Genomic DNA, 13,117 nt, shown 5'->3' with positions numbered 1-13,117 from the left:
CCGGCCAGCCAAGTATTGAAAGCCGGAATTAGGTGGGGTGGAAACCAAAGATGCCGCAAAGGCTCGAAGGCGATTTCGACTATATCGTGGTCGGCGCGGGTACCGCCGGTTGCATCATGGCCAACCGGCTGTCGGCCGATCCGAAAAAACGCGTGCTGCTGCTGGAAGCCGGCGGCAACGACAACTGGATCTGGTTTCATATCCCGGTCGGCTACCTCTTCGCGATCGGCAATCCACGTTCGGACTGGATGTTCAGGACCGAAGCGGAGCCCGGGCTCAACGGTCGGTCACTGGCCTACCCACGCGGCAAGGTGATCGGCGGGTGTTCCGCCATCAACGCCATGATCTCGATGCGGGGTCAGGCCGCCGATTACGATCACTGGCGCCAGCTTGGCTTGACCGGCTGGGGTTACGACGATGTACTGCCGCTGTTCCGACGGCTGGAAGATCATTTCCTGGGCGAGAGCGAACATCACGGTGCCGGCGGGGGCTGGCGGATCGAAGCGCCACGGCTGTCCTGGGACATCCTCGACGCCGTCGGCGACGCCGCCGAGGAAATGGGCATCAAGCGCATTCCCGATTTCAACACCGGCAACAATGAAGGCACCAGCTATTTCCACGTCAACCAGAAGCGCGGCCGCCGCTGGTCGTCGGCGCGCGGCTTCCTCAAGCCGGTGCTGAACCGTGGCAATCTGCGACTGGAAAAGAACGTGCTGGTCGACCGGCTGATGGTCGAGAACGGCCGCGCCGTCGGCGTGCGCTTCATGCAAGATGGCGAGGCGGTCGAGGCGCGCACCAGAGGCGAAGTCCTTCTGTGCGCCGGATCGATCGGCTCGACCCAGGTGCTGCACCGGACCGGCATCGGGCCTGCTGACTGGCTGTCGCCGCTGGGCATCGATGTCGTGCTCGACAAACCAGGCGTCGGCCGCAATCTGCAGGACCATCTGCAGCAGCGTGCGATCTACCAGGTTTCTGGCGTGCGCACGTTGAACGAGACCTATTATAACCTGCTCCGGCGCGGCCTGATGGGGCTCGACTACGCCTTCCGCCGCCGTGGCCCGCTGACCATGGCGCCATCGCAGCTCGGCATTTTCACCCGCTCCGATCCACGCCGCGAGCGCGCCAATATCCAGTTCCACGTCCAGCCGCTGTCGCTGGATAAGTTCGGCGATCCCCTGCATCGTTTTCCCGCCATCACCGTCAGCGCCTGCAATCTGCAGCCGACCTCGCGCGGCACCGTGCGCATCCGCTCCGCAAAACCGGACGAGGCGCCGTCGATCGCGCCGAATTACCTCTCGACCGACGACGACCGCCAGGTGGCGGCCGATGCCATCCGCACCACGCGGAAACTGATGAAGCAGAAGCGGCTGGAGCGCTATCATCCGCAGGAATATCTGCCCGGTCCCGCCGTCGGCGACGACGATGCGTCGCTGGCGCAAGCGGCCGGCGATATCGGCACCACGATCTTCCATCCCGTGGGGACGGCGAAGATGGGAACGGCGGGCGATCCGATGGCTGTCGTGGATGAGCGCCTGAAATTCTACGGCATCGGCGGCCTGCGTGTCGTCGACGCCTCGGTGATGCCGACGATTACGTCGGGCAATACCAACACGCCGACGGCGATGATCGCGGAAAAAGGGGCGACGATGATCCTCGAGGATGCGCGCGCTTGACGAACCCGCAGCGCTTCTCGATCGGACCTGACGGCCAACGGATTGCACTCGCACGATGGGGCGAGGAAGATTCGCGCAAGCCGCCTGCACTTCTGATGCACGGCACCGGCTTCGTCGCCGAGGTCTGGGATGACATCGGCCGCCTACTTGCGTCCGACTATACCGTCTATGCATTCGATCGCCGCGGCCACGGCGAGAGCCACAAGCCGGCCGCCGATCGCTACCACTTCCTGGATTTCGCCGAGGACGTTTGCATCGCGGTTGAGGCGCTCGGTCTTTCCGACATCTACGGCATCGGACACAGCGCCGGTGCGACCGACCTGCTGCTCGCCGCGAAGCTCCGCCCCGGACGCTTCTCCCGCCTGTTCGTGGTCGAACCGACCGTGATGGATCCACGCGCGGCCCGTGCCGGCGGATTGAGCGATTTCGCCACCGGCGCGGTACAAAGCGTGCTGCGGCGCCAGCCCGAGTTCGAGAACGCGGAAACCGTCTTCCAGCGCTACCAGGCTGCACCGGCGTTTGCGGACTGGACCACATCGTCACTCAAGGCCTACATCCAGAACGGTTTCGCCGTGCAACAAGACGGCCGCGTGCGACTGCGCTGCACACCGGAAATGGAATCGGCGATGCTACGTCCGATCTTCGAAGCCATGGAGCAGGTCTACAGCGGCGATGCGCGCGGCAACCCGTTTGCCGGGCTATCCGAGATCGCCTGCCCGGTTCGCATTGCGATCACGGAAAAATCCTGGCCCATCTATAAAGAGATGGCATCACGTGCCGCGGCGCTGCTTCCGACGGCGAGCCAATGGACGTTCGAAGGGGTCGGTCACTGCGTCGGGCAGGAGGATCCAGAACTCCTGCTGGATGCCTTGCGAATATTCGCGGCAAGAGACCGCTAGATCCATCCGGCGCCAATCATCCGGCTTTCTTGTCAGCGCCCTCCGACCGACATCCTCGCATGGACGCGCGCCGAAAGCGCGAGGTCATCGTTGGTGGCATACAATTCCAGGAAAGGAATGGTCGTCGTGACGACAATCCGCTCCCGCCACTGATCGAGCAGTTCAACCAGTTCTCTGGTTTCGATCGGATCGAGTTCGCTGCGCAAATGATAATATCCGACGAGGTAGAGCTTTGTCGGAACCGCGCCGACGGCTTTTTGCACCAGCGCGAATGGATCTTCGCCCAGAATATTCTGCGGGTAGACGGGGAAATAGATACGACCAGTGTTCCGGGTGCCCTGAAAGGGCTCTTTCAGGCGAACGGATATCGGGCCGAGCTGATCCAGCAGCGCTTGAACCTCCGCAACGCAACGATCGAGATCACTCTCCGGAACGCCTGCAAGCGTTGCATGCAATCGCTCCCGGCGGCGCTCGCCCATTTCCCACGAAATCTTTGGCGCGAAGCCCGCGGACTTCATCGCGAGCTCGAGCGCCTGAGCTTTATCGGATGCGAGAAAAGCGTCTGCCGAAATTGGCATCACCAGCGCATAGCGCGTCTTCTCGTAGACGCCGTTACGATAGTCGCGATCTTCTGCCTCGCTGATGACGGCGGGGTGTGCGGCATTGACGAGAGGCAGGTGCGCGAGCCGATATCCCGCATCGAACACGATGCCATCGCCCGGCTGATATATCTTTCTCGCCGACCGATAGGCCATCATCCCGTCGTCGCAATACGTTATGGATGGCATTTGCCCTCGCGCGAGGTTAGCCTTCTATATCACCGAATTGCACGTGCTAGGCCTGCGGCGGGTAGCGCTCGAAGCTCGGCAGTTCGTGGGCATGTTCCATCCAGCGCAACCGCTCTGCAGTCTGGATATGGACCGTCGCCGGAACGGCATCGGGATTATCGTAGGTGCCGCTCTGGATATCGACGATACCGGGCAGCACGTTCTCATTGATGTAGAACAGTCCGGTGCCGCAGTCGGCGCAAAACTGCCGCCGGCCGTGTTCGGAGGATTGATAGACCTTCGGTGACCCCTTGGTCACCTTGAGCGCGTCCTGCGGAACCATGGTCCAGCCGACCATCGGCGCACCGGCGTGGCGGCGGCAATCGGTGCAGTGACATAGCGCGTGAACGATCGGCTCGCCCGCGATCTCGTAGCGGACAGCGCCGCAGTGACAGCCGCCGGTGACGTTGACCATGTTCTCCTCCGATCGATGCAGCCCTGCCCGCTCGACAACTTTGGAGATTTGGCGACTGCAACGCAATGGTCTCGCTATTGCGTCCTACTGTCGCGCGCGCCCTACGCCGACTTGCGCACCGCGTTGTCGACCAGCGTCTTGCCGAGCGACCAGATCGCGCCGGGGACCTTGTGGCTGGCGGCGATCACGTCGTCGAACGACTTTTCGATCCAGCTGCAGTCTTCTTCCGTGATCACGAGCGGCGGCAGCAGCTTGATGGTGTGACTGGCGTGACCGGACACCTGCGTCAGGATCTTGTGCTCCTTGAACAGCGGCACGGTGATGAGCTGGCAAAACAGGCCCTTGTTCGCGGTCTCCAGCAGATTCCACGACGCCTTCAGCTTCAGCGATTTGGGCGGACCGAACTCGATGCCGATCATCAGTCCCTTGCCGCGCACTTCCTTCAGCAATTCATAGCCGGGCACCATCCGCGTCAACGCGAGACGAAGCTCGGCGCCTCGCCGCGCTGCCTGCTCGACCAGTCGCTCCTGCTTGATGACATCAAGCGTGGCGATGCCCGCGGCCATTGCCAGATCGTTTTTCGCAAAGGTCGAGCCGTGCACGACCGCGCGATCCATCTGGTTGAATATCTTGTCGAAGATACTTTTGCGCGTCAGCAGCGCGCCCACCGGAACATGACCGCCCGACAGCGCCTTCGCCAACAGCACCATGTCGGGTTCGACATTCCAGTGCTCGACGGCGAGAAATTTTCCGGTGCGGCCGATGCCGGTCTGGATTTCGTCGGCAATGAAGATAGAGCCGTATTTCTTGCACAGCGCGGCGGCGCCCGGCAGAAATTCATCGGTGGGCATGTTGACGCCCTTGCCCTGGATCGGTTCGACGATAAAGGCCGCGACCTGACGCGACGACAACGCCTGCTCGAGGGCTGCGAGATCGTTGAACGGGATTTGCGTGCATCCCGGCAGCAGCGGCTCGAACCCGCTGCGGAAGTTCGCATCGTCCATCAGCGAAAGTGCGCCATATGATAGACCATGGAACGAATGCGAGCAGGAGACGATGCCGGGGCGACCGGTCGCGCCGCGCGCGAACTTGATCGCAGCCTCGACGGTTTCCGCGCCGGAATTGGCAAAGAACACCTTGTCCAGATATGGCACATGTTCCAGCAGGCGTTCCGCCAACACGCCGGCGAGCGTGGACACGTCAAGTTGAACCAAATTGGGAAAATCGCTGTCGAGCACGCTTTTAAGCGCCTCGCGCAGCGCCGGATGATTGCGGCCAATCGCAAAAACGCCAAATCCGCTCAGTAGATCGAGATAGCGGGCGTCGTCCCGATCGAACAGGTATTGACCTTGACCCCTCTGAAACCCAACATCGTAGCCGATGGTTTTCAGCACACGGACGAGTTGCTCGTTGAGGTGGCGTGCATGCATGGAACTGCGCTGCGCTTGCCGCTCAACAAACAGCCCGGAAACGTCTAGATATGAACTTGGCATCGGTTACATACGTCGGTTGATGACTGCTTCGTCAACTGAAAACACTCAATGCGGCGTTTTGACCCCGCTTTGGATCATCTACTTAAACATAGGTTTGAACCATGTTGCACTGCCCAAAAACTATCGCGCGTACAATAGTTTATTCGGGAGTTTTTTTAGCCACAGGTGTTAACGCTGCGCTCGCTGCCGACCCCACCGGTGACTGGAAAGTAGCCGATGGCGTTGCCAACATTCGCGTCGCCCAATGTAGCGGCAATATGTGGGGCGTGGTTGCTTGGGAAAAGACACCGGGCGGCAAGGACAAGAACAACCCGGACGCCGCCAAGCAGAGCCGGCCGACGCTCGGCATGCCGATCCTGATCGACATGAAGAAGAAGGCCGGCGTCGATTCCTGGGAAGGCCAAGTCTACAACGCCAAGGACGGACAGCTCTACAGCTCGACGATCAAGCCGGTCGGCACCGACCAACTCGAGATTCAGGGCTGCGTGCTCGGGTTCTTGTGTGGCGGTGAAACCTGGACGCGCGTTGGACCGCCGATTCCCTCGAGCCCCGCCAACAGCATGGCCAAGGGAGCGCCGAAGGGCCCGCCCGGCGCCGCGCCCAAAACTGCGGCGCCTCCTGCGCCCGCGCCGGTCGCACCGAAGACCACGGGTGCAGCCAATCCGGCGCCTGCAAGTCCCACACCCTCAAGTTCCGCACCCGCGCCGAAGGCCGCGCCCGCTCAGAAGCAGGCGGCTGCCCAACCGGCTCAGCCCGCCGACATCGGCGATATCTGCCTACTCCCCGACATCGCGCGGTTTGCCCATTAGCGCCGGCTGGAACAGCAGCACCGCAGCCAGCGTGATCACGAACGATAGCGCCAGCAGTTTGCCCATGCTGGCGGTGCCGGGATGGCTGGACAGCCACAGGCTTCCGAACGCGGTCGCGGTCGTCAGCGCCGAGAAAAAGATCGCGCGCGTCAGGCTCGACTGCAGTAGATTCTTTCTGCCTTCGCGCCAGGCCGTGACGTAATAGATCTTGAAGGCGACGCCGACGCCGAGCAGCAGCGGCATCGCGACGATGTTGGCGAAGTTGAGCGGCAACCCGATCAGCACGCAGAGCTCGAGCGTCACTGCGCCGGCAACCAGCAGCGGCACCATCGTCATCAACACGTCGGTTACCCGCCGCAGCGCCAGCCAGAGCAACAGGCTGATCACCAGCAACGCCCAGATGCCGGCGTGAATAAAGGCCTTCACGATGGTGTCGCCCGATTTGAGGATCGACACCGGCCCGCCAATCGCATTCGGCTCGGCCACCAAAACCGCATCGGCAAAGCGGCGAAGGTTGTCATTGTCGTTGGGATCGCCCTTCGGCAACGCCTCGACGCGGATCAGGCCATCCTTGGATTTCCAGCTGTTCAGCAGTTCCGGCGGCAGCGAATTGAGCGTGACCGGACCGGCCTGCATCGTGTTCTTGAGCTGATCGAACGTGATCTTGAGCGGGGCAACGAAAATGTTCTGCGCCTTGTCGCGCGTCGCCTGATTACTGCCCGCCAATTTGTCGAGGGCGTCCGCCAGCCGCCGCGAGGCCACCGCACCCGGCCCCTTGCCGTCGCCGGCGGCCCTGCGCAGGCCATCGACCGAGCTTTTCAGCGCCGCGACATTCTCCTCGTCGGTCGGCGCTGCGTCGACCGAATCGGGATTGAGCGCAGGCCCGACCACCTTTGCTGCCTTCGCGATCAACTGCAGCTTTGCCGGTTGGTCCTCTGGCACAAAGCTATCGATCGACATCACGCGCAGGACTTCCGGCAGCTTTTCCAGCTTCGCCTCGATCTTCTTCGCCTCCTCTTCCGACGTGGTCATCACGTTGATGGCGTTGGCGCCGGTATTGGGGTCCTTGCGCAGGTCGAGGAAGGTCGCGATCGACTCGGCGTTGGGATTGCGAAGGTTGATCGGGTTGAAGTCGAACTTCATGAAATACAGCAGCGGCAGCCCGGCGACGACGAGCAGCAGTGTACCCACCACGATGATGACGCGATGCCTTTCGAGGAAATCGTCCACCGGCGCCAGAAACGCATAGCCGACCGGTTCATTTTCGCCGGGCGGATTGAGCAGCTTCAGCATGGCCGGCAGCGCCGTGATGCTGGTCAGGAACGCGATCAACATGCCGGCGCCGGCAATCTTGCCGAGTTCGGAAATGCCCTTGTAATCGGTCGGCAAGAAGCACAGGAAGCCGGCGGCGGTCGCCATCGCGGCGAGCGACAGCGGAACCGCCGAACGGCTCGCCGCGCTCTCCAGCGCGAGCGCCAGATTGTCATTCTTGAAGCGCTCGGAACGGTAGCGGACACTGAACTGGATGCCGAAATCGACGCCGAGGCCGACGAACAGCACGGCAAACGCGATCGACAGCAGGTTCAGCGATCCCACCATCATCAGGCCGACCGCGGTCGTGAGCGCGAGCCCGATGAACAGGTTCACGAATACCGCAAAGATGATCTTCCCGGAATGCAGCGCCATCCAGAGGATCGCAAGCACGATGATGACGGTCACGACGCCGTTGAGGATCGCGCCATCCTGCACGGTCGCATACTCTTCATTCGCGATCGGAACCGGCCCGGTCAACCGCACCCGCGCATTGTATTTGCCGGCAAAGTCGAGATCGGTCGCCGCTTTCCGGATTGCGTCGGTGGCGTCCTTGCCGGGCTCCAGCGCCTGATAGTCGAGCTTCGGCTTGAATTCTATAAAGGTGCGGCGGTCGGCATCCGTCAGTGGCGTTTCGCTGACGAGCTCACGCCAGGAGAACGTGGCCGTCCCCTTGTTCAGGACATCCTCGACGGTCTGGCTGATCAGGTTGAACGGCCGCTCGGCATTGTCGAGCTTGACCTGTCCGCGCTTGACGCCGGCAAGCCCGGTTTCAAGCGCGCCGGTCAGGCCGCGGATCGATGGATCGCCCGCCATGATTTCGATCAGCGGCGCGGCGGCTTCGAGCTGGCCGGCAACCTTGCCGACTTCCTCTACCGGCAGGAACAAGAGTCCGTTCTTTTCGAAGAAATCGCCGGAGCCCAGCGGCTGCACGGACTCGAAATTCGCGTCACCGGCCAGTTTCGCAGCCAGCGCCTTGCTCGCGGCGCTGGCAAGCTCGGGTGTCGGCGCCTCGACCACGGCCAGGATCAGCTTTTCGCGGTCAAACGCGCGTTCGAACTGATTGTCGCGCTTTCGCCAGTCAAGATCGGGCGAAATCAGCGTGTTGATGTCAGTATTGATGGCGAAATGCTGGGCAGTATAGAAACTCGCTCCGACCGCCAGAAGCAGCGAAACGATGACGACGAGAGTGGCAAACCGCGTACAGGATCTGACAATGGCGACGACAAGACTGGTCAGCACTTCGTTTCTTTCTAATTCTCTAAGGAGAGCTGGGCGAAAACGTCCGCTGTCTAGCTGAGTTCCCAGAGCCGATCTAATGTTGTTTTGGTCGGCTGCCGAACGGGTTGAGTCCTGCTCGTGGAGCCGACCGGGACGGACAGGGTGTTTGGAGGGCGGTATACCCCGTCCGGACGGACAACAAAGTGACGAACCGGTGAGCCACACACCGCCTGAAGAAAGCGTTAATGGTATTAAATTACCCTCTTCGCGGTAACCATCACACGATGCACCTTTTCCAGCCGCACATTTTTTGACACATAGTCCTGCGCTTCCATCTACTTGGGTGGGGACTACCAGTGGGTTCCGGTCATGGTGCGGATTTTGCAAAATCCGGATGTGACCGGCTGCACGGAGACTTTTGGGTGAACTTGCGAATTCTGTACCTGGTGCAACAAGCGTAATGGACGTCCCATGGAAGTGTATCTAGCGCAGCCCCGCGGATTTTGTGCGGGTGTCGTGCGTGCCATCGAAATCGTAGAGCGTGCGCTCGAAAAGTACGGTCCGCCGGTCTATGTCCGGCACGAGATCGTGCATAACAAGTACGTGGTCGAAAGCCTCAAAGCCAAGGGCGCGATCTTCGTCGAGGACCTGTCGGAGGTTCCGCCGCTGGCGGTAACCGTCTTCAGCGCCCATGGCGTGGCCCGCAGCGTCGAGGAAGAGGCCGCCGCCCGCGGCCTGCCGGTCCTCAATGCCACCTGCCCCCTGGTCACCAAGGTCCACAACCAGGGCAAGCGGTATATGTCCAAGGGCCGTACCCTGGTACTGATCGGCCATGCCGGCCATCCCGAGGTCGAGGGAACCATGGGCCAGGTTCCGGGGCCGGTCCTGCTCGTGCAGAACGTCGACGATGTGGCTGCACTGACCCTACCGACCGACGCCCCGGTGGCCTATATTACCCAGACCACCCTCAGCGTGGATGACACAAAAGACATAATAGCGGCTCTTCAAGCCAAATTTACAGATATTCAAGGCCCCGACATCCGGGATATCTGCTATGCGACACAGAACCGCCAATCTGCGGTAAGGGACCTTAGCAAGCTGGTGGACGTCATTTTGGTGGTGGGGGCCGCCAATAGTTCCAACTCAAACAGGCTCCGCGAAATCGGCACCGAGGTCGGCGTCGCGAGTTATCTCATTGCCGACGGGAGCGAATTGAACCCCGATTGGCTCAAGGATGCAAAGGCGGTCGGCATAACGGCGGGCGCATCGGCGCCCGAAGTTTTGGTCGACGACGTGATCGAGGCATTGAGGCGTATCGGACCCGTCAAGGTATCGGTGCTTCCCGGCCGGGAGGAAAACATCGAGTTTCGGCTTCCCGCCGAACTGACTGCGGTCTGATCTACTTCAGGATTTTAAAGTCACGAACTCAGTCTGGGCCTCCGGGCCCTGACCCAAGTCCAGAAAGAAAATCTCCCAAATGGCAATACCGTTCTTCAAGGAAATGCGTATCGGCGGCTATCTCATCAAGCAGAAGCTGCTTGGCCGGAAACGATATCCGCTCGTGTTGATGCTGGAGCCGTTGTTCCGTTGTAACCTCGCCTGCGTCGGCTGCGGCAAGATCGACTACCCCGATGCGATCCTCAACCGCCGGATGACGGCGCAGGAATGCTGGGATGCGGCCGATGAATGCGGTGCGCCGATGGTGGCGATCCCCGGCGGCGAACCCCTGATCCACAAGGAGATCGGCGAGATCGTACGTGGACTGGTGGAGCGCAAGAAATTCGTTTCGCTCTGCACCAACGCGCTGCTTCTGGAAAAGAAGCTCGATCTGTTCGAGCCGTCGCCCTACTTGTTCTTTTCGGTGCATCTCGACGGCTTGAAGGACCACCACGACAAAGCGGTGTCGCAAAAAGGCGTTTTCGACCGCGCCGTTTCTGCGATCAAGGCCGCGAAGGCGCGCGGCTTCACCGTCAATGTCAACGCCACGATCTTCGACGGCCATCCGGCGGAAGAGATCGCGAAATTCCTCGACTTCACCACCGAACTCGGTGTCGGCGTCTCGATGTCGCCTGGCTATGCCTATGAGCGCGCGCCCGACCAGGAACACTTCCTCAACCGCACCAAGACCAAGAAGCTGTTCCGCGACGTGTTCGCGCTCGGCAAGGGCAAGAAGTGGAACTTCATGCATTCCGGCTTGTTCCTCGACTTCCTGGCCGGCAACCAGAACTATGAGTGCACGCCCTGGGGCATGCCCGCCCGCAACATCTTCGGCTGGCAAAAGCCCTGCTACCTGCTCGGCGAAGGCTACACCAAGACCTTCAAGGAGCTGATGGAAACCACGGACTGGGACACCTACGGCACCGGCAAGTACGAAAAGTGCGCCGACTGTATGGCCCATTGCGGCTACGAGCCGACCGCGGCCAACGCCGCGCTGACCAACCCGCTGAAGGCAATGTGGGTGGCGCTGAAGGGCGTTCGCACCACCGGCCCGATGGCGCCCGAGATCGATCTCTCCAAGCAGCGTCCGGCGCAGTACATCTTCTCGTCGGAGGTGCAGAAGCGGTTGTCCGAGATTCGTAAGGACGAAGCAGCAGCTGCCGCCGCCAAGCAGAAGCAGCAGGAGAAAGAAAAGGCTTCCACTGCCGCTTGAGGTGGAATGAGGCGAAAGATTGCGAGCCCCGGTTCAGGTGAGCCGGGGCTCTTTCTTTTGCAATCTCTCAAACCGTCACGGCACGATCGCCAGTTCGCCCCTGGGTTCGCAGAAGCAGATTTTCAATCTCCGCTGCGCGCCCGGCGCTGAGCGTGCCGCGCTCGACCCCGAGAGGAACATTGCGAAGCGCCAGTTCGCGATACAACGCACCTGAAGCAGGAAAGCGCGCGTCCAATGCTTCGAGATGCTTGAGGATCGTTCCGACGTCCCCGCGCGCCACGCACCCGCCCATGCCGTTGGCCAGTCCCCCGTCGAGAACGGCCGCAACCGTTCCCCGCAGCAGCGGCGTCATGGCGCGCAGCGCGTCCGCCTCGCTGACGCCAAAACTCTTCCAGAGTTCGACGCCCTCCTTGAGCAGCGCGATCAGGAACGGACCGACATAGTAGGCCGAGGCGTGATAAAGCGGCCGCACGCCAGCCGGCAGCGCCAGCGGTTCGCACCCGATGCTGGTCGCGAGCAGTTCCAGGTCGCACCTGAAATCAGGTTCGGCTTCGATGCCGACGGTGCATCCGCGCAGGCCTTCGAGCGCTACGTCTGGATTGGCAAACATCTGCATCGGATGAAATCCGCCAATCAGCGCACCTACAGATTTCGCGTGATCCAGCGCCGCCAGTTCGGTCGCTCCGCTGCAATGGACGACGCGATGACGCGGCTCCCAGCGCAAATCGCGGCAGACCGCCAGGATCGCGTCATCGCTGACCGTCAGGAACACCAGGTCGCAGATGTCCACGACCCCTTGCGAATGCGTCATCGGCCGGGCCGACGGAACCCGCGATCCCAGCAGCCGCCCCGCATCGGGGCCGCGATTATAGAAGGCCGCGACATTCAGACCCGCGCGGTCAAACGCCGATGCCAGCGTTTGCGCAACGCGGCCAGCGCCGATGAAGCCGATTTTCCACGCTGCTAGCGCCGTGCTCATTGCGCATAGCTCGCATCGATGCGGTCGAGCCTTCGCCGCAGCGCCGGCCATTCCAGCAGGCCGTAGCCGGCCTGCAGATTCTGCGCCGCTTGGTTCATTACCGGATTGGTATCCCGCTCATTGTCCAGCGTGATCTCAGTGCCGGCGAAGCAGGTCACCGTGTTGCCGATCGCCAATTCGGTCGGCGCGTGCAGCGGCCTTCCGCAGCCGAGTGCGTCGATCTGGATCCGGCAGGCCTGTTCCAGCCAATAGATGGCATTGAACGCCTGCGGGACCGTATTGCCGCAAACCAGCAGGCCATGGTTACGCAGGATCAGTACGTCGTTCCGGCCGAGATCGGCGACGACACGGTCGCATTCGTTCCGATCGATCGCCGGTCCCTCGAAGTCGTGGTAGCCGATCCGGCCGTGAAACCGCATCGCCGTTTGGGACAGCGGAAGCAGCCCTTCGGCAAGCGTGCTGACGGCCGTGCCTGCCCTGGTGTGGGTATGGAGGACGCATTTCACATCCGGCCGCGCGCGGTGGATCGGGGCATGCAGGTAGAAGCCGGCCACGTTGACATTGTAGCCGTGGTCAGGCTGCAGCAGGGTTCGCCCCTCGATATCGATCTTGACGAGGCTCGAAGCGGTGATTTCCTCGTACAGCATGCCGTACGGATTGATCAGATACTGGTCGTCATGCCCGGGGACCTGCGCACTGATGTGGTTGTAGATCAGGTCGGTCATTCCATAGAGCGCCACCAGGCGATAGCACGCCGCGAGATCAACCCGCGCTGCCCACTCTTCTTCCCCCACGGCAGCGCGGATGTCGTTGACGAGGCGAATTTCGGTTTGAGGCATT

11 protein-coding genes are annotated in these 13,117 nt (G+C 61.7%); 5 read left to right on the top strand and 6 right to left on the bottom strand.

What is annotated here, in order from left to right:
- Positions 1-50 precede the first annotated feature (50 nt).
- Both QUH67_RS12000 and QUH67_RS11995 read left to right on the top strand, forming a co-directional pair.
- Positions 51-1,673: a GMC family oxidoreductase gene (locus tag QUH67_RS12000; RefSeq protein WP_300946895.1), complete on the top strand. Its 1,623-nt coding sequence runs from the start codon at positions 51-53 to the stop codon at positions 1,671-1,673.
- Positions 1,670-2,572, top strand: a complete 903-nt coding sequence (locus tag QUH67_RS11995; protein WP_300946894.1) for an alpha/beta fold hydrolase — start codon at positions 1,670-1,672, stop codon at positions 2,570-2,572. The genes QUH67_RS12000 and QUH67_RS11995 overlap by 4 nt, the downstream gene beginning before the upstream one ends.
- Before the next feature lie 32 nt (positions 2,573-2,604).
- Here QUH67_RS11995 and QUH67_RS11990 read toward each other — a convergent pair whose 3' ends face one another.
- The 3 genes from QUH67_RS11990 to hpnO all read right to left on the bottom strand — a co-directional run bounded on the left by QUH67_RS11990 (position 2,605) and on the right by hpnO (position 5,307).
- Positions 2,605-3,330 carry a hypothetical protein gene (locus QUH67_RS11990; protein ID WP_300946893.1) on the bottom strand — a complete coding sequence of 242 codons (726 nt, stop codon included), beginning with the start codon at positions 3,328-3,330 and terminating at the stop codon, positions 2,605-2,607.
- A gap of 76 nt (positions 3,331-3,406) precedes the next feature.
- Positions 3,407-3,814, bottom strand: a complete 408-nt coding sequence (locus QUH67_RS11985; RefSeq protein WP_300946892.1) for a GFA family protein — start codon at positions 3,812-3,814, stop codon at positions 3,407-3,409.
- A 101-nt stretch (positions 3,815-3,915) separates the two neighbouring features.
- Positions 3,916-5,307, bottom strand: coding sequence for an aminobacteriohopanetriol synthase HpnO (gene hpnO / locus QUH67_RS11980; protein WP_300946891.1), 1,392 nt, complete (start codon positions 5,305-5,307; stop codon positions 3,916-3,918).
- 101 nt (positions 5,308-5,408) lie between these two features.
- On the opposite strand from hpnO, the gene QUH67_RS11975 reads away from it, so the two are divergent.
- Positions 5,409-6,116 (top strand): DUF2147 domain-containing protein, encoded by a 708-nt coding sequence (locus QUH67_RS11975; RefSeq protein ID WP_300946890.1) that lies wholly within the window; start codon positions 5,409-5,411, stop codon positions 6,114-6,116.
- Here QUH67_RS11975 and hpnN read toward each other — a convergent pair.
- Positions 6,084-8,669, bottom strand: a complete 2,586-nt coding sequence (gene hpnN, locus QUH67_RS11970; protein ID WP_300946889.1) for a hopanoid transporter HpnN — start codon at positions 8,667-8,669, stop codon at positions 6,084-6,086. The genes QUH67_RS11975 and hpnN overlap by 33 nt on opposite strands.
- 450 nt (positions 8,670-9,119) lie before the next feature.
- Between hpnN and ispH the strand changes: the two genes are divergently transcribed.
- Positions 9,120-10,046 (top strand): 4-hydroxy-3-methylbut-2-enyl diphosphate reductase, encoded by a 927-nt coding sequence (gene ispH, locus QUH67_RS11965; protein WP_300946888.1) that lies wholly within the window; start codon positions 9,120-9,122, stop codon positions 10,044-10,046.
- Between the two features lie 79 nt (positions 10,047-10,125).
- Positions 10,126-11,298: an adenosyl-hopene transferase HpnH gene (hpnH, locus tag QUH67_RS11960; protein WP_300946887.1), complete on the top strand. Its 1,173-nt coding sequence runs from the start codon at positions 10,126-10,128 to the stop codon at positions 11,296-11,298.
- 67 nt (positions 11,299-11,365) lie between these two features.
- Here the strand turns inward: hpnH and QUH67_RS11955 are convergent, their stop codons facing one another.
- Complete coding sequence (locus QUH67_RS11955) at positions 11,366-12,277, bottom strand: Rossmann-like and DUF2520 domain-containing protein (RefSeq protein ID WP_300946886.1); 912 nt, start codon at positions 12,275-12,277, stop codon at positions 11,366-11,368.
- The gene (locus QUH67_RS11950; protein WP_300946885.1) at positions 12,274-13,116 is read right to left on the bottom strand and encodes a class II aldolase/adducin family protein; all 843 of its coding nucleotides are present in this window, start codon (positions 13,114-13,116) and stop codon (positions 12,274-12,276) included. Before QUH67_RS11950 ends, QUH67_RS11955 begins: the two co-directional genes overlap by 4 nt.
- Position 13,117 lies beyond the last annotated feature (1 nt).

It is taken from the genome of Bradyrhizobium roseum (assembly GCF_030413175.1).
In the GTDB taxonomy this organism is placed as follows: Bacteria; Pseudomonadota; Alphaproteobacteria; order Rhizobiales; family Xanthobacteraceae; genus Bradyrhizobium; species Bradyrhizobium roseum.
Note: the sequence above shows the minus strand (reverse complement) of the source record. Positions and strands in the feature narration are given on the sequence as shown.